Here is a 17,013-nt window from a genome sequence, read left to right as displayed (position 1 = left end):
GGCAGGAGCTCAGATGACCACGACACTGCCCGCGTACGACGACGTCGTCGCGCGCTACGAACCGGTGATCGGCCTGGAGACCCACGTCGAGCTGGGTACGAACACCAAGATGTTCTGCGGCTGCCCGACCGACTTCGGCGGCGAGCCGAACACCCGGGTCTGCCCGGTCTGCCTGGGCCTGCCCGGCTCGCTGCCGGTGGCGAACAAGGCGGCCATCGAGGCGACCATCCGGATCGGCCTGGCGCTGAACTGCTCGATCGCCGAGTGGTGCCGGTTCGCCCGGAAGAACTACTTCTACCCGGACATGCCGAAGGACTTCCAGATCAGCCAGTACGACGAGCCGCTCTGCTTCGACGGTTACCTGGACGTCGAGGTCGACGGGGAGCTGGTGCGGATCGGCATCGAGCGGGTGCACCTGGAGGAGGACACCGGCAAGACGTTGCACGTCGGTGGGGCCACCGGCCGCATCCACGGCGCGACCGAGTCGCTGGTCGACTACAACCGGGCCGGCATCCCGCTGGTGGAGATCGTCACCAAGCCGGTTCCCGGCACCGGCGCGCTGGCGCCGGAGGTGGCCCGGGCGTACGTCACCGAGCTGCGCGACGTGCTCCGTTCGCTGGGCGTCTCCGACGTGCGGATGGAGGAGGGGTCGCTGCGCTGCGACGTCAACACCTCCCTCAACCTGCCCGGCGAGGAGTGGGGCACCCGCACCGAGACCAAGAACGTCAACTCGCTGCGGTCGGTCGAGCGGGCGGTCCGCTCGGAGATGCTGCGCCAGGCGGCAGTCCTGGATGCCGGCGGGAAGATCACCCAGGAGACCCGGCACTTCCACGAGGACACCGGGGACACCACCCCGGGGCGGTCCAAGGAGACCGCCACCGACTACCGGTACTTCCCGGAGCCGGACCTGGTGCCGCTCGCCCCGGACACCGCCTGGGTGGCCGAGCTGAAGGCCGCGCTGCCGGAGCTGCCGCGGCTGCACCGCCGCCGGCTCCAGGAGCAGTGGGGCCTGTCCGACCTGGACATGCAGTCGGTGCTCAACGCCGGCGCGGTCGAGCTGATCGAGAAGACCGTCGCCGCCGGCGCCACCCCGGCCGCCGCCCGCAAGTGGTGGCTGGGTGAGTTGTCCCGCCGGGCCAACGAGGCGGGCGTGGAGCTGTCCGACGTCGGGGCGACCCCGACGCAGGTCGCCGAGCTGCAGGGTCTGGTCGACGCCGGCAAGCTTAACGACAAGCTGGCCCGTAGCGTCCTGGAGGGCGTGGTGGCCGGCGAGGGCTCGCCGACCGAGATCATGACCAACCGGGGCCTGGAGGTCGTCTCCGACACAGGGGCGCTCACCGCCGCCGTGGACGAGGCGATCGCCGCCAACCCGGGCATCGCCGACAAGATCCGCAGCGGCAAGGTCGCCGCGGCCGGCGCGCTGGTCGGCGCGGTCATGAAGACCACCCGAGGCCAGGCCGACGCCAAGACCGTCCGTGAGCTGATCCTGGAGCGCCTCGGCGCCCAGGGCTGAGTCCCACCGCCGAGGGCCGCCGTCCGACCGGCGGCGGCCTTCGGGCCTTTCTTCGGGTACGCGGCCACCCCGCACCCCTCGTGAGGGCGTCAACGGCGACGCCCGGATGGAGTCACCGTGAACCAGCACGACCTCGACGTCCTCGACGAGATCCAGCGGCGGGTGCTCTGGCTCGCCACCCGCATCGTCGACGCGGCCAACCACGACCGGGACACCGGTGACGGGGTGAAGGTCGGCGGCCACCAGGCGTCCAGCGCGTCGCTGGTCACCGCGATGACCGCGCTCTGGTTCGCCCACCTGGACGCTGAGGACCGGGTGGCGGTCAAGCCGCACGCCTCGCCGGTCTTCCATGCCGTGCAGTACCTGCTGGGCAACCTGGACCGGTCGTACCTGACGAGGCTGCGGGCGCGCGGTGGGCTCCAGTCGTACCCGTCGCGGACCAAGGACCCCGACGAGGTGGACTTCTCCACCGGCTCGGTCGGGCTCGGCGCGGCCGCGCCGCTCTTCGCCGCGGTCACCCGCCGCTACGTGGACGCCCACTTCGGGGCCCGCCCGCACTCCCGGTTCATCGCGCTGATCGGCGACGCCGAACTGGACGAGGGCAACATCTGGGAGGCGGTCGCCGACCCGGCCACCACCGGGCTGGGCAACGTGATGTGGCTGGTCGACTTCAACCGGCAGTCGCTGGACCGGGTCGTCCCGGGCATCCGGATCAACCAGTGGCGCGGCCAGTTCGAGGCCGCCGGCTGGCACGTGGTCGAGGTCAAGTACGGCCGCAAGCTCGCCGAGGCGTACGCCCGGCCGGGTGGCGAGGCGCTGCGCGACTGGATCGACCGGATGCCCAACGAGCAGTACCAGTCGCTGTTCGGGCTGGCCGGGCCGGCGCTGCGCAAGCAGTTCCTCGACGGCGCGCCGGCCGAGGTGTCCGCCTTCGTCGCCGACATCGCCGACGACGAGCTGGGTCCGCTCGTCACCGACCTGGGCGGGCACGACATGGCCGCGATGCTCGACGCGTACGCGCAGTGCGACGCGGTCACCGACCGGCCCAGCGTGGTCTTCGCGTACACGGTGAAGGGCTGGGGGCTGCCGATCGCCGGCAACCCGCGCAACCACTCGGCGCTGCTCGGCACCGAGCAGGTCGACGCCCTGCGCGCCGCGCACGGGCTGACCGTCGAGACCGAGTGGGACCGCCTCGACCCGGCGACCCCGGCGGGCATCCGGGCCGGCGAGCGTCGGGAGGCGCTGTCCCGCACGCCGCGCGAGCGGTCGCTGGGGATCACCGTTCCGGAGACCACCCGGGTACGCGCCACCAAGCCCGTCTCCACCCAGGAGGTCTTCGGCCGGGTCCTGGTCGACCTGGCCCGGGATCCGCAGGTCGCGCCCTACCTGGTGACGACCGCCCCGGACGTGGCGACCTCCACCAACCTCGCCGGGTTCATCAACAAGACGGGCGTCTTCGCCCCCACCGAGCAGCGTTCCTGGACCGAGGACCGGATGCTGCGCTGGACGGAGAGCCCCGCCGGGCAGCACATCGAGCTGGGCATCTCGGAGATGAACCTGTTCCTGCTGCTCGGGCAGCTCGGCCTGTCGTGGGACCTGTCCGGGCAGCCGCTGCTGCCGGTCGGCACGGTCTACGACCCGTTCGTGCTGCGCGGCCTGGACGCGTTCCTCTACGGCACCTATTCCGGTTCCCGGTTCGTGGTCGCGGGCACCCCGTCGGGCATCACCCTGGCCCCGGAGGGCGGCGCCCACCAGTCCACCATCACCGCCTCGGTCGGCCTGGAGCTGCCCGGCGTCACCTTCATCGAGCCGGCGTACGCCGCCAGCCTGGACTGGCTGCTCTGCGACGCGCTCGGGCAGATCGCCGGTGGGGCGACGCCGGCCGCCACCGCCGCGCCGGCCGAGGACGGGGCGTACTACTTCCGGCTCAGCACCCGGCCGATCGACCAGGCGCCGTTCGAGGCGGCCCGGGCCCGGATCTCCGACGCCGTGCTGCGCCGTCAGGTGGTCGCCGGGGCGTACCGGCTGGTGGACGCGCACCAGGCGTACCCGCACCTGGCGGATGCCCCGGTCGTGACCCTGGCCGGCTCCGGCGCGGTGCTGCCGGAGGTGCTCGCCGCGGCCGCGGAGCTGGCCGAGGAGGGCATCGCCGCGCACGTGGTGGACGTGACCTCGCTGGACCGGCTCTACCGGGCCTGGCAGCGGACCCTGCGCCAGGGCGTGCGGACGGCGACCGTGCCGAGCGTGCCCGGCGCGCTGCGGGCCGCCTTCGGCGACCGTGCCCCGGTGGTGACGGTGCACGACGCCGCCTCGCACGCGATGGCCTGGCTCGGCTCGGCGTTGGGTGTGCCGGCGGTGCCGCTGGGTGTGGACGAGTTCGGCCAGTCCGGCAGTGTCCGCGAGCTGTACGAGCTGCACGACCTGCTGCCCGGCAGCATCGTCAACGCCGCCCTGGCCGCGCTCTCGCTGCGCTGACCGGCCCTACCGCCCCCCGGTTTGCGGCGGGGCGGGCGGGGCACGCGGCCGGCGGCGTCCGGTCAGCGGGTCGGGCTGGGTGACGGGGACTCGGAGCTGGTACGGGTCGGGCCGGGCGACGGCGACTCCGGCCCGCCCCGGGTCGGGGTGGGGGTGACCGGGACGTCGGCACCCTTCGCCGGATCGCGGATCACGTGCCGTTCCAGGTTCACCTGCGCCTGCCCGGTGCCGCCGACGGTGATGTCGTCGTACGCCTGCAACTGCTTCTGCTGGTCGAAGTAGAGCACGCTCATCGACAGCGGGGTCGGCTTCTCGCCCTCCAGGCCGCGCAGCCCGGCGCCCCCGGTGGAGCCCTCCACCATCAGCAGGGTGGACTGCTTGCCGGGCACCTGCGGCAGCTTCGACACCTGACGGTCGTGGGTGTGCCCGGCCAGCACCAGCGGGCTGGTGCCCGACAGCGGCCCGGACGAGGCCGGGTCGTGCACCAACGCGATGTTCACCGGTCGGGGCGAGTTGCGCACCGTGGTGGCGAGTTGCTCGCCGGTGCCGATGACCTGGTCGGCGACCTGCTTGGTCAGGCCGCTGCCGGCCGGTGAGGTCTCCTTGTCCGGGGTGAACCGGGGGTCGCCGATCCCGGCGATGGTCAGCCCGGCCACCGTGGTGGTGGAGTTGCTCAGCACGATCGCGTTGGGCTGGCGGGCCACCGCCGCCGCCGTCCGCGCCGAGTCGTGGTTGCCCCGGATGTAGACGTACGGCTTCTTCAGCAGCCCGATCGAGCCGACGAAGGACGCCTCCGGCTCACTGCCCCAGTCGGTGATGTCCCCGGTGTCGATCACCACGTCGATGTTGAACTGCTCCACCACCGTGCGGATCAGCTGCCAACCGGTCGGGTTGAGGTGCATGTCGGAGACGTGCAGCACCCGGGTGGTCCCGGGCGCCGGCTCGTAGACCGGCAGCGCCGAGACCGTGGTGTAGAGCTTGCTGACGTTGCCCACCACGCGCTGGAGCTGCTCGGCGTACTTGGTGTAGTCGTTGGCGATCCGCCGGGCGTCGCCGACGATCGCGGGCGCGTTGACCAGCAGCCCCTCGTACCGGGGCTCCTCAATCGCCTCCGGCCGCACGGTGCCCGCGGCCAGCCCCAGGCTGCCGGCGGTGACCGCCAGCGCGAGCCCCGCCGACCAGGCGGTACGGCGGGTGTCCCGGAAGATCAGCCCGGCAAGCACGAGGGTGACCAGTACGACCGCGCCGAGGGTACGCAGCGCGAGCCGGATGACGCCGTCCCGGACGTCCTGGACGGCGGACTGGCTGGCCCGGCTGATGCTCGCCGGGTCGTCGATCAGCGCCTCGGTCTTGCGCTGGTCGAGCGCGCCGAGGCCGACCGTGAGGTGGGTCGGCCCGTCGTGGCTGTCCAGTTGCAGGGCGCCCAGCGGGGGGATGTCGACGGTGGTGCTGCCCTGGACCGCCGGGACGAGGGTCAGGTCGGCCCGGAACGGCCCGATGTCGGTGTTGACCCGCCCACCGGCCAGCACCCCGATCACCGCACCGGCGAGGGCGACCAGGACCACCGCGGCGACCACCCCGACCCGCCGGAGCCGACCCGACCGGCCGGCCTGTCGGGTCCAGGGCCACCGGCGACGCTCACGGCGGGTCGGGGTCTCGTCGACCCCGGGCCCGCGCTGCTCGTTCTCCTGACCGTCCATGCTGAGATTCTGACCTGCCCGATGGAGGATCTTGGCAAACCCGGCGGACGGCGGCCCGATCCGGCAGGCTCACCGGCGTGTCGGCCGCCGCGGCGACCCGGCGGGTCAGCTCCGCCCGGCGCCACCGTCGGCGAAGACCAGCCGTAGCAGCCGGTCGTCCTCCGGCGCCGGCCGGCCCCGCCCGTCGTGGTTGGACGTGGACACCCAGACCGAGCCGTCCGGGGCGGCGGCGACCGCCCGCAACCGGCCGTACCTGCCGGTCAGCAGCTCGCGGGGCTGCCCGAGCACGGTGCCGGTGTCGGTCAGCTCGACCACCCACAGCCGCTGCCCGCGCAGGCAGGCCGCGACCAGCAGCCGGTCCACCGTGGTCAGCCCGGAGCAGGACGCCTCCGGGGTCCGCCACTGCACGACCGGGTCCACGTACCGCTTGTCGCCGGCCTGACCCTCGACGGTCGGCCAGCCGTAGTTGCCACCGGCGTTGATCCGGTTGATCTCGTCCCAGGTGTTCTGGCCGAACTCGGTGGCGTACATCCGCTTGCCGGCGTCCCAGGCCATGCCCTGCACGTTGCGGTGCCCCAGCGACCAGACCGGCGAGCCGGGGAACGGGTTGCCGGGGGCCGGCTTGCCGTCCGGGGTGATCCGCAGGATCTTGCCGCCGAGACTCTTGCGGTCCTGGGCGGCGTCCCGGTCGTTGGCGTCGCCGGTGCTGACGTAGAGCTGCCCGTCCGGGCCGAAGGCGAGCCCGCCGCCGTCGTGGTTGCCGGCCCTCGGGATGCCGGTGAGGATCGGCGTCGGCGTCGCGCCCAGCTTCAGCCGGGCGACCCGGTTGTCCCGCTCGGTGGTGTAGTAGACGAAGACCGTCTCGTCCTCGGCGTACCCGGGGGAGACGGCGATGCCGAGCAGCCCCGCCTCACCGCCGGCGGCCACGTCGGGGACCGTCTGCACCGGAACGACCCGCAGCCCGTCCGGCCCGGACTCCGGGCCGACCTTGAGGATCCGCCCGCTGTCCCGCTCGGTGACCAGCGCCCCGCCGTCGGGCAGGAAGGCGATGCCCCACGGCACCCGCAACCCCTTGGCCAGGACGGTGGCGACCACCTGCTGCCCGGCGCCGCCCGGGCTGGCCGTGCTGGACGGGGTCGGCAGGTTGGGCGGTTCGCCGGCCGGGTCGGGCTCCGGTGGGCCGAAGCCGCATCCGGAGACGGCCAGCAGCAGCGCCGCGCAGGACGCCGCCAGCGCCGCGCGGTGACGGCCGGTGCGGGGGTACGGGGGACGGGCGCTCACCCGGCCCAGCCTAGCCCGGTTGACCGCCCCGGTGACGCCTCCCGGACGGGACCGTCCCGCTCAGCGGGCCCGGACGGCGAGCAGCGCGACGTCGTCCTCCCGCCGCTGCTGGCTGTCGAGCAGCAGGTCGCAGAGTTCGGCGAGCGGGAGCCGGGCGGTGCCGGCGAGCAGGTCCACCAGCTCGGCCAGCGTCTCGTCGATCGGCCGGTCCCGGCGTTCCACCAGCCCGTCGGTGTAGAGCAGCAGGGTGTCCCCGACCGCCAGAGTCACCTGCCGGCTGGTGCGCGGGGAGGGCCGGGTCAGACCGAGCAACGGCTCACGGGCTCCGACCAGGGTGCGTACGGCCCCGTCGGCGGTCACCACCAGCGGCGGCGGGTGCCCGGCGTTGCACCAGCTCACCGCCAGCCCGTCGGCGGTGCGGCCGATCCGGGCCAGGGTCGCGGTGACGGCGGCCGGGATGCGCAACCCGGAGATCGCCGCGTCCAGCCGGCTCATCTGCTCGTGCACCGGGTCGCTCCGGCCGAAGGCGTCCCCGCGTACCAGGTTGCGCACCTGGCCCATGGTCGCGGCGGCCTCGATGTCGTGGCCGGCGACGTCCCCGATCGCCACCATCAGGTCCCCGTCGGGCTGCACGAAGGCGTCGTACCAGTCGCCGCCCACCTCGACCCGGTCGGCCACCGGCTGGTAGCGGGCGGCCAGCTCGACCAGCGGGCTCTCCGGCAGCGACGGCAGCATGCTGTGCTGGAGCACCTCGGCGACGTGCCGCTGCTCGCCGTACATCCAGCTGTTGCCGACCGCCTGTCCGGCGCGGCGGCCGATCTCCACCGCGGTGCGCAGGTCGCTGTCGTCGAAGGACCGCCGGCCGGTCCCGTTGATCAGCGTGATGGTCCCCATCACGCCCGCGCCGCCGGGCGCCGGCACCGGCACCGTCAGGTGGGAGGCGAAGCCCAGCCGTTCGGCGAGCGCGACCATCTCCGGATCGTCGGTGGCCCGTTTCAGGTCCGCCGCGGTGGCCGCGCCGCCGAGGACGGGCTGCCCGGTGCGCAGCACCGTACGGGTGACCGAGCGGGAGCTGAGCCGCGTGGTCATCAGCTCGGCGAACCGGGCCACCCCGGCGGCGTGCGCCGGGTCGCGGTGCACCCCGGTGGCCCGGCGCGGCTGCCGGGCCCGGTCGACCAGGGTCACCAGCGCCCAGTCGGCCAGCAGCGGCACCACCGCGTCGGCCAGCCGGCGGATCGCGGTGTCGACGTCCAGCGTGCCGCTGAGGATCTCGCTCAACCCGGCCAGCAGCTCCAGCCGGTCGTGCGCCTCCTCGGCACGCCGCCGGGCCTCCTCCGCGCCGTCCAGCGCGATCCGCAGCCGCAGCTCCGACGAGCAGGCGGCGGCCAGGTCGGTGAGGGTCCGCAGCTGGGCGGCGGTCCACGCCCGGGGTTTGCTGTCGATGGCGCAGAGCGAGCCGAGCACCCGGCCGTCGAGATCGGTCAGCGGGATGCCCGCGTACGCGACGACGCCCAGCTCGGCGATCGCGAGGTTCTGCCGCACCCGTGGGTGGAGCCGGGCGTCCGGCAGCACCATCGGGACCTCGATGTCGACCACGTGCTGGCAGAACGAGTGGCTCAGCGGGGTCTCCCGGCGTTCCGCCCACGGTTCGGGCAGGCCGATCGCGCCGGGGAAGAACTGCCGGGTGTCGGTGACCAGGGAGACCAGCGCGACCGGCACGTCGAGCAGGTCACCGACCAGCCGGGCGAAGCGCTCGAAGGCCTCGTCGGGAGCGGCGTCCAGGCCGGTCTCGGCCAGCGACCGGAGCCGGCCCGGGTCGCCGAGCGCGGGAACGTCGATCGCGGGCGGCCGGTCGGCTCCCGGGGGGCGCTGGCTCATCGGCCTCCTGTCCGGGGTCGTACGGGACGCCGGTCGACGTTCCGGAGACCGCTTATACCCACGTCGGCCGCCGCGCCACCACGGATGACGAAGGTCGCAGCCCGGTGGCCGCGCCAGGGTCCGCGACGGCCGCTATCGTCGGCGGGCGTGAAGGTATGGATCCCGCACCCGGCCGGAGTCGGACTGCTCGGCGAGGTGCCCCCGGGCGTCACCGTCGAGCCCTGGACGGACCCGGCGGCGCCGCCGTCGGACCCGGCGGGCGTCCGGTTCTGGGTGCCGCCGTTCCTGGCCGGCGGGGACGCCGCCGCGATGCTGGCGCGGCTGCCCGACCTTGCGGTGGTGCAGCTGCTCTCCGCCGGGGCGGACGCCTGGGCCGGGTGCGTCCCGGACCGCGTGACGCTCTGCGACGCGCGGGGCGTGCACGACGCCGGCACCGCCGAGTGGGTGGTCGCCGCGATCCTGGCCCAGCTGCGCAACTTACCCGCGATGGCCCGCGCCCAGGCCCGCCGTGAGTGGGCGTACGCCGACGTCGCGCCGACCGACGAGTTGACCGGCAAGCGGGTGCTGATCGTCGGCGCGGGGTCGATCGGCGCGGCGGTGCAGGCCCGGCTGGCCCCGTTCGACGTCGAGTTCACCCTGGTCGCCCGCACCGCCCGCCCCGTCGACGGGGTGCACGGGACCGACGAGCTGCCTCGGCTGCTCCCGGCGGCCGACGTGGTGGTCCTGCTGGTGCCGCTGACCGAGGCCACCCGGGGGATGGTCGACGAGAAGTTCCTCGCCGCGATGCCGGACGGGGCGCTGCTGGTCAACGCCGCCCGGGGTCCGGTGGCGCGGACGGAGGCGCTGGTCGCCGAGCTGGTGAGCGGCCGGCTGCGTGCCGCGCTGGACGTGACCGACCCGGAGCCGCTGCCGGCGGAGCACCCGCTCTGGGAGCTGCCGAACGTGCTGCTGACCCCGCACGTCGCCGGTTCGGTACGCGGCCTGCTGCCTCGGGCGTACCGGCTGGTCGGGGCGCAACTGCGCCGGTTCGCAGCGGGAGAGCCGCTGGTCAACACGGTGGTGGACGGCTACTGAGCGGTGGGTTCAGCGGCTGCCGGGCAGGCTCTGGCCGGTGGCCTCGACGAGCCGGGGGAGGTCGGTGCCGCGTACCGCCGGCAGGAGGACCTCCTGCCCGTCGTCGAGGCGGGCGACGGCCCGGCCGCGCGGGTCGGCGGCCAGCTCGACGACCCGCTCCCAGGGGATCCGCCGGCCACCGGCGAGTGCGGTCAGCCGCAGCTCACGGGCGTCGGCGTCGGTGCCGGCCCGCCACGCCCAGACGGCGACGGCGAGCGGGACCAGCAGCACCGGCAGCAGGTACCACTCGGCGGTGGCCAGTGGCAGCGCCCCGATCAGGGCGACGATCGCCGCGACCAGGATGGCCTGGTGGTGGCGGAAGCGGATGGTGTCGGTGCGACTCACCCTCCGATGATCCCACCCCGGGGCCGGATCGGGGCCCACCGGGCGTCCGGACGGTGACGGTCACCATGCCGTAGTGACCTGGGTCACTTCCCGGGACCGTAACCGGCGTGCCGGTCGGTCGTTGGCGGGGATGGCGTGTGTCGGATATCCGTCGCCGCCACGCACCGCCGCACCGCCCCGTGTCCCCCTCACGAAGGCGACCGCCGTGCCCTACGCGTACCTCGTCCGTCGTCCGCCGCCCGCGGTGGCCGCCCTGCTGGCGGTGACCGCGTCGCTGATGGGAGCCGCCCTGGTCGGCGTCCTCCCGCCGCTGGCCGCCACGACACTGGCCGGCGCGGCCGGCTGCGCCCTGGCCGGTGTCCGGCTCTCCCGGTCGGCCGCCGCCCGGGGCCGGGACCGGGCGGCCCGCCGCCGTCGCCGGGCCGCCGCGCTGCTCGACACCGCCGTGCTGGTCGTCGGCCTGACCGTGGCCGTCCTGCCGCTGGCGGCCCCACCGCAGCATCCGGACGTGGCGGCGGCCGGCCTGCTCGCCGCGACCGGCCTGTACGGCGTCGGCCTGCTCGCGCTCCCCGGCCACCGCCGCCTGGCGCCCCGGGTCCGGCTGCGCCGGGCCGTCGACACCCTCGGCCTCGGCGCCGCCCTGGTCTTCGCCGGCTGGGTGCTGCTGCCGCCCGGCGAGGTGCCGTCGGTGGTCCGGGTCGTCACCGTCGTCGGCGCGGCCGGGCTGGCCGGCCTGGTGGTGAGCGCGCTCGCCGAGCGTCGGCGTCGACCCGGTGCGGCGCTCTGCCGGGCCGGCGCGGCCGCCGCCCTGCTCGGCCTGGCCGACCTGGTGGTGCTGCTGGCCTACCGGACACCGCAGCAGGCGACGCTGACCGCGGCGCCGTTCCTGCTGGCCGGCCCGCTGCTCACCGCGGCCGGGATGGCCCGGGTCACGGCCGGCGACCCGCCGTTCGGCGGCGGACCGGCGGCGCCCTGGCCACGGGTGACCGCGCCGGCGGCGGTGGCCACCCTGGCGGCCGGGCACCACCTCTGGGCCGTCGGCAGCTTCACCCCGGCCGCCGTCCTGCTCGGGCTGGCGGTGATCCCGCCGCTGATCGCCCGGGAACTGATCACCGCGGCCGACAACCGGGACCAGGAGCGGCGGCTGGCGGCCCGGGAGGCGCACTTCCGGGCGCTGGTCTCCGGCGGCCGGGACCTGATCCTGATCCTCGACGACGAGCTACGGGTGCGCTGGCTCTCCGCGGCCGGCGCCCGCTGGTTCGGGCTGCGCGACGACGAGGCGCGCGGTCGTCGTCTCGCCGACCTGCTGCACCCCGACGACGCGCCGCTCGCGCTGGCCTGCCTCGCCGCCGACCCGGCCGAGGCGCAGCCGCCCCTGCTGGTGGCCCGGATGACCACCGGCGACGGCGGCTGGCGGGAGACCGAGGCGACCGTGAGCGACCAGCGCGGGGTGCCCGAGGTCGACGCGGTGGTGCTGCACGTGCGCGACATCGGCGAGCGTCGCCGGCTGGAGCGGGAGGTGCGCCGGCTCGCCGCCACCGACCAGCTCACCGGCCTGGCCAACCGCAGCGAACTGCTCCGTTCGCTGGGCGCGCGACGGGGGGAGCCGGGCGGCGCGCTGCTCCTGGTGGAGCTGCACGGCCTCGGCGCGGTCGCCGACGGGGCGGGGCCGGCGGTGGGGGACGCCCTGCTGGTCACCGCCGCCCGCCGGCTGCGCGACGTGGTGGGCCCCCGCGACCTGGTGGCCCGGGTCGCCGGGGAGGAGTTCGCCGTGCTCACCGACGCCGGCCCGGTCCCGGCGTACGCGATGGGCAGCCGGCTGGTGGCCGCGCTGGCGGAACCCTGCCCGGTGCCCGGGGAACTGGTCCGGCTGCGGGTGAGCGTCGGTCTGGCCGAGCTGGCCGGGGCCGGCCCGGAGGACGCCCTGCGCCAGGCGGACCTCGCCCGGCGGCGGGCCGCGCAGCTCGGCCGCAACCGCGTCGAGTGGTACGACGCCTACCTGGAGGAGCAGCTGGTCCGCCGGCTGGACCTGGAGCGGGAGCTGCCCGGGGCGGTCGCCCGGGGTGAGCTGGACCTGGTCTACCAGCCGGTGCTCGGTCTGGCCGACCGGCTGCCGGTGGGGACGGAGGCGTTGCTGCGCTGGCGCAGCCCGGTGCTGGGCACCGTGCTCCCGGCCGAGTTGCTGCCGGTCGCCGAGGACCTGGACCTCGTCGGTGACCTGGGGTGGTGGGTGCTGGACCAGGCCTGCCGACAGCTCGCCGGCTGGTCGGCCGGGGGCCGCGACCTCTGGATGGCGGTCAACGTGACGCCCCGCGAGCTGCTGGCGCCGGACTTCATCCCCCGGGTGGCCTCGATCCTGGCCGGGCACGGCGTACCGGCCGACCGGCTGGTGGTCGAGGTGGCCGAGCCGCGTCTCGGCGCGGAGCTGCCCACCGTGGTGGCCCGGCTGGCCGGGCTGCGGTCGTTGGGGGTGCGGACGGCGCTGGACGACTTCCGGGCCGAGCAGGCGTCCCTGGCGCAGCTGCGCCGGCTCCCGATCGACCTGCTCAAGATCCGGCCGGAGCTGGTGGAGTCGTCGGACGGGCCGCGACGGCCGCTGATCGACGTGGTGGTCAGTCTCGGCGAGCGGCTCGGGCTGGCCGTGGTGGTGGAGGAGTTGGAGTCGGACGCCGACGTCGACCGGGCCTGCCGGGCGGGTTGCCGGTACGGCCAGGGCTTCGCGCTGGCCCGTCCGGCCACGGCCGAGCGGGTGGAGGCGTTCTTCGAGGAGTTCCCGTCGACGTCCCGCTGACCCGGCGTTCAGTGAACGCTGAACCGGTTCATCTCTGGCGGGGCGGCGCGGTGCTGCCCCGGGGCGTGAGGTGGGCGGTCTCGTCCTGCAGGCCGGTGACCGGCTCGCCGGCGATGACCGCGAGCAACTGGCGGGCGGCGTGCGCGCCGTACGCGGGGATGTCCCGCCCGAGCGCGGTCAGCGGCGGGTGCACCAGCTGGCAGAGCGGGGAGTCGTCCCAGGCCACGATCGACAGGTCGCCCGGGACGGCGAGCCCCATCTCCTGGGCGACCGAGAGCCCGGCGATCGCCATCACGTCGTTGTCGTAGATGACCGCGGTGGGTCGGTTGGCGGAGCTGAGCAGGCGCCGGGTGGCCCGGGCCCCCTCCTCCCCGGTGTAGTCCGACCAGACGGTGACCGCCTCGTCGAGCCCGAGCCGCCGGCACACCTCGCCGAAGGCGTCGGTGCGGATCTCGGTGTGCAGCAGCGAGGGCAGCCCGCCGACCCGGGCGATCCGCCGGTGCCCGAGCGCCACCAGGTACTCCACCGTCTCCACCAGGGCCGCCGCGTCGTCTGACCAGACGCTGGTCAGGCTGCCCGTGTGCCCCGGCCCGCCGATCACCACCGCCGGCAGTTGCAGCTCCTCCAGGGCGGGGATCCGTCGGTCGTCGGTGCGCAGGTCGCAGACGAACACCCCGTCGACCCGGCGCTCGGCCCACCAGCGCCGGTAGACCGCGATCTCCGCCTCCTGGTCGGCCACCACCTGGAGGGTCAGGGCGTACGACCGGGCGGAGAGTTCCGCCTCGACGCCGCTGATCAGCTCCATGAAGAACGGCTCGATGCCCAGTATCCGGGCCGGCCGGCACAGGGCCAGGCCGACGGCGTTGGCGGTGGCCCCGGAGAGCGCGCGGGCGGCGCTGCTCGGGCTGAAGCCGATCTCGGCGGCGATGGCCAGGATCCGTTGGCGGGTGGCCTCCGAGACCCCGGGCTGTCCGTTGAGCGCGTACGACACCGCACCCTTGGACACCCCGGCGCGTCGGGCGACGTCGGCGATGGTCGGCCGCTTCACCGGCGTGCTCCTCATTCCTCACGGCCCCACGGGCCGGTCCACGGCGCCGGGATCACCGGCGGCCCTCACGCTATCGCGCCCCCGCCCGGGCGGGGGCCCGGGCGGGGGTGGCACTGAACCGTGGTGCTGAACGTCTGCTTGCGCGGTTAAGCCTACGGCCTCACCCACCCCGCAGCGCCACCCCGGTACGCCGTGAACTGCGTGAGAGAGCGCTTCACCACGCATGGTCGCGCTCCCGAGATCGCCGGCAGGTTACGGGACGGCCACGGCGTTGACCGGCCGTTGACAGGCCCATGGTCGGCCCGTACGGTGGCTTCACTTATCCGGTTCAGTCAACGTCTCTCGATGTCGGGAGCGTTCCCATTTTGCGCGGAGGATGACATGAAACGGTCCTGGACCCACTGGGCCCGCGCGGCGACGGCAGGTGCCGTCAGCCTGCTCATGGTCGCGGCGTGCAGTGGCAAGAGCACCACCGACGACGCCTCCGGCGGCGTCGTCACCCTGAAAATCAACTTCTGGGGCGACTTCGGTCTGCAGGAGCTGAAGACCAAGTACGAGGCCGCCAACCCGAACGTCCGGATCCAGCTCAACTCGGGCGAGTACAACGCCCAGCACGAGGACCTGCAGAAGAAGCTCGTGGCCGGCTCGGGTGCCGCGGACATCGCGGCCATCGACGAGGGCTTCATGGTCCAGTTCCGTGGCCAGTCCGACAAGTTCGTCAACCTCCTCGACAAGGGCGCCGCCTCCTACGAGAGCAAGTACCTGCCCTGGAAGTGGAAGCAGTCGCTGTCGGCCGACGGCAAGACCCAGATCGGTCTCGGCACCGACGTCGGCGGCCTGGCCATGTGCTACCGGACCGACCTGTTCAAGGCCGCCGGGCTGCCCACCGAGCGGGACCAGGTCTCCGCCCTCTGGCCCACCTGGGACAAGTTCATCGAGGTCGGGCAGCAGTACACCGCCAAGACCGACAAGAAGTTCATCGACGCGGGCACCAACCTGTTCAACCCGATCCTGGGCCAGCAGCAGGTCGGCTTCTACAACGACCAGGAACAGCTCCAGATGGAGCAGGGGCCGAAGGTCGCCTTCGACTACACCGTCAAGGCCGTCCAGGCCGGTCTCTCCGCCAACCTGGTCAGCTTCCAGGCCGACTGGGACAAGGGCTTCACCAGCGGCGCCTTCGCCGTCCTCGCCTGCCCGGCCTGGATGCTCGGCCACATCAAGGACACCGCCCCCGGCACCGAGGGCAAGTGGGACATCGCCGCGGTGCCCGGCGGCGGCGGCAACTGGGGCGGCTCCTTCCTGACCATCCCCAAGCAGGGCAAGCACGTCGACGAGGCGTACAAGCTGCTGGAGTGGCTGGTCCAGCCGGAGCAGCAGATCGAGATCTTCAAGAAGGTCGGCAACCTGCCGTCGCAGCCGGCCCTCTACGCCGACCCGGCGATCGCCGAGTTCAAGAACCCGTTCTTCAGCGACGCCCCGGTCGGGCAGATCTTCCCGAAGATGGCGCAGGGCCTGACCCCGCAGTACCTGGGCCGGAAGAACGGCCCGACCCGGGTCGCGGTGGAGAACGTCATCCGCCGGGTGGAGAACAAGACCCTGAAGCCGGACGCCGCCTGGGCGGAGGCGGTCAAGGAGGCCGAGAAGGCCGGCAAGTCCTGACCCTCCGGTGACCGGTGGCGGAGCGGGCCCGACCGCTCCGCCACCGCCCCGGGCGGCCGCCCACCGCCCCCGGCGCCCCGGCGTCCGTCCGGTCGAGGCCACCCCGCACCGCCCGTACCCCGTCACCTCTTCGGCCCTGGAGTGTGTCCCATGCCCACCACCCGTGCCGCGCCCGCGCCGTCGAGCCGCCGAGCCGCGCCAGGGCGCGGCGGCTCCGGATCCGACGAGCGACGGCTCAACTGGCGCAACCGGCTGTACCGCTTCGACATGCGCTACATGCCGTACCTGATGATCGCGCCGTTCTTCCTGCTCTTCATCGTCTTCGGGCTCTTCCCGCTGGTCTTCAACGGCGTGGTCTCGCTGCGCAACTACCGGCTGGACGACCCGACGCTGCCGTACTGGGCCGGGTTCGAGAACTTCACCCGGCTCGCCGGCGACGAGGACTTCTGGAACGCGCTCTACAACACCTTCGGCATCTTCCTGCTCTCCTCGGTGCCGCAGCTGCTGCTGGCGCTGGTGGTGGCCTCGCTGCTCAACCGCAAGCTGCGCGCGCAGACCTGGTGGCGGGTCGGCATCCTGCTGCCGTACGTGACCCCGATCGTCGCCTCGTCGATGGTGTTCAGCGTCTTCTTCTCCCGCGACTTCGGCATGGCCAACTGGGTGCTCGGCCTGTTCGGCTACGGCAGCCCGGAGGCCCCGATCGACTGGCGGGCCGACAAGCTGCACTCCTGGACCGCCATCGCCACGATGGTCAACTGGAAGTGGATCGGCTACAACGCGCTGCTCTACCTGGCCGCCATGCAGTCCATCCCGCGCGACGTCTACGAGGCGGCGGCGATCGACGGCGCCGGGCCGTGGAAGCAGCTGTGGAAGATCACCGTGCCGATGATCCAGCCGGTCATCGTCTTCACCGTGGTCCTCTCCACCATCGGCGGCCTCCAGCTCTTCACCGAGCCGATGCTGTTCGACCCGAACGCGCAGGCCGCCACCGGCGGTCCGAACGGCGAGTGGCAGACCATCGCCCAGCTCATCTACAAGGTCGGCTGGAAGGACCTGAACCTCGGCTACGCCGCCGCCATGTCCTGGGCGCTGTTCCTGATCATCCTGGTCGTCGCCGGCATCAACACGCTGCTGACGAACCGTCTCTCGGGAGGCCGCAAATGACCGCCGTCGCCCCGCCGCGTCCCCGCGCCGAGGTGCGGCGCAACAA

General features: G+C 73.9%; 11 protein-coding genes. 6 read left to right on the top strand and 5 right to left on the bottom strand.

Features of this window, described 5'->3' with window-relative positions:
• The first annotated feature begins 13 nt into the window (after positions 1–13).
• Positions 14–1,513, top strand: coding sequence for an Asp-tRNA(Asn)/Glu-tRNA(Gln) amidotransferase subunit GatB (gene gatB, locus ACPFP2_RS03335; RefSeq protein WP_424085952.1), 1,500 nt, complete (start codon positions 14–16; stop codon positions 1,511–1,513).
• Between the two features lie 117 nt (positions 1,514–1,630).
• Positions 1,631–3,988 carry a transketolase-like TK C-terminal-containing protein gene (locus ACPFP2_RS03330; protein WP_424085950.1) on the top strand — a complete coding sequence of 786 codons (2,358 nt, stop codon included), beginning with the start codon at positions 1,631–1,633 and terminating at the stop codon, positions 3,986–3,988.
• A gap of 62 nt (positions 3,989–4,050) precedes the next feature.
• Here the strand turns inward: ACPFP2_RS03330 and ACPFP2_RS03325 are convergent, their stop codons facing one another.
• The 3 genes from ACPFP2_RS03325 to ACPFP2_RS03315 all read right to left on the bottom strand — a co-directional run bounded on the left by ACPFP2_RS03325 (position 4,051) and on the right by ACPFP2_RS03315 (position 8,847).
• Positions 4,051–5,688 carry a metallophosphoesterase gene (locus ACPFP2_RS03325; RefSeq protein WP_424085948.1) on the bottom strand — a complete coding sequence of 546 codons (1,638 nt, stop codon included), beginning with the start codon at positions 5,686–5,688 and terminating at the stop codon, positions 4,051–4,053.
• Between the two features lie 105 nt (positions 5,689–5,793).
• Entirely contained in the window at positions 5,794–6,969 is a 1,176-nt protein-coding gene (locus tag ACPFP2_RS03320) for a PQQ-dependent sugar dehydrogenase (RefSeq protein WP_424085946.1), read from the bottom strand.
• A gap of 60 nt (positions 6,970–7,029) precedes the next feature.
• Complete coding sequence (locus ACPFP2_RS03315; protein ID WP_424085944.1) at positions 7,030–8,847, bottom strand: GAF domain-containing SpoIIE family protein phosphatase; 1,818 nt, start codon at positions 8,845–8,847, stop codon at positions 7,030–7,032.
• Positions 8,848–8,994: 147 nt separating this feature from the next.
• Between ACPFP2_RS03315 and ACPFP2_RS03310 the strand changes: the two genes are divergently transcribed.
• A complete protein-coding gene (locus ACPFP2_RS03310) occupies positions 8,995–9,921 on the top strand; it encodes a 2-hydroxyacid dehydrogenase (RefSeq protein WP_424085942.1) in 927 nt (308 codons plus the stop codon).
• Between the two features lie 9 nt (positions 9,922–9,930).
• Here the strand turns inward: ACPFP2_RS03310 and ACPFP2_RS03305 are convergent, their stop codons facing one another.
• On the bottom strand, positions 9,931–10,305 hold the full coding sequence (locus ACPFP2_RS03305) for a PH domain-containing protein (RefSeq protein WP_424085940.1): 375 nt from the start codon (positions 10,303–10,305) through the stop codon (positions 9,931–9,933).
• Between the two features lie 205 nt (positions 10,306–10,510).
• On the opposite strand from ACPFP2_RS03305, the gene ACPFP2_RS03300 reads away from it, so the two are divergent.
• Positions 10,511–13,096 carry a putative bifunctional diguanylate cyclase/phosphodiesterase gene (locus ACPFP2_RS03300; protein ID WP_424085938.1) on the top strand — a complete coding sequence of 862 codons (2,586 nt, stop codon included), beginning with the start codon at positions 10,511–10,513 and terminating at the stop codon, positions 13,094–13,096.
• Between the two features lie 28 nt (positions 13,097–13,124).
• On the opposite strand, the gene ACPFP2_RS03295 is transcribed toward ACPFP2_RS03300, so the two are convergent.
• Positions 13,125–14,159, bottom strand: coding sequence for a LacI family DNA-binding transcriptional regulator (locus ACPFP2_RS03295; protein WP_172892482.1), 1,035 nt, complete (start codon positions 14,157–14,159; stop codon positions 13,125–13,127).
• A gap of 366 nt (positions 14,160–14,525) precedes the next feature.
• Between ACPFP2_RS03295 and ACPFP2_RS03290 the strand changes: the two genes are divergently transcribed.
• Both ACPFP2_RS03290 and ACPFP2_RS03285 read left to right on the top strand, forming a co-directional pair.
• On the top strand, positions 14,526–15,803 hold the full coding sequence (locus ACPFP2_RS03290; protein WP_424085935.1) for an ABC transporter substrate-binding protein: 1,278 nt from the start codon (positions 14,526–14,528) through the stop codon (positions 15,801–15,803).
• Between the two features lie 150 nt (positions 15,804–15,953).
• Entirely contained in the window at positions 15,954–16,967 is a 1,014-nt protein-coding gene (locus tag ACPFP2_RS03285) for a carbohydrate ABC transporter permease (RefSeq protein WP_424085933.1), read from the top strand.
• Positions 16,968–17,013: the final 46 nt, after the last annotated feature.

It is taken from the genome of Micromonospora citrea (genome assembly GCF_049629545.1).
Lineage (GTDB): Bacteria > Actinomycetota > Actinomycetes > Mycobacteriales > Micromonosporaceae > Micromonospora > Micromonospora citrea_A.
Note: the sequence above shows the minus strand (reverse complement) of the source record. Positions and strands in the feature narration are given on the sequence as shown.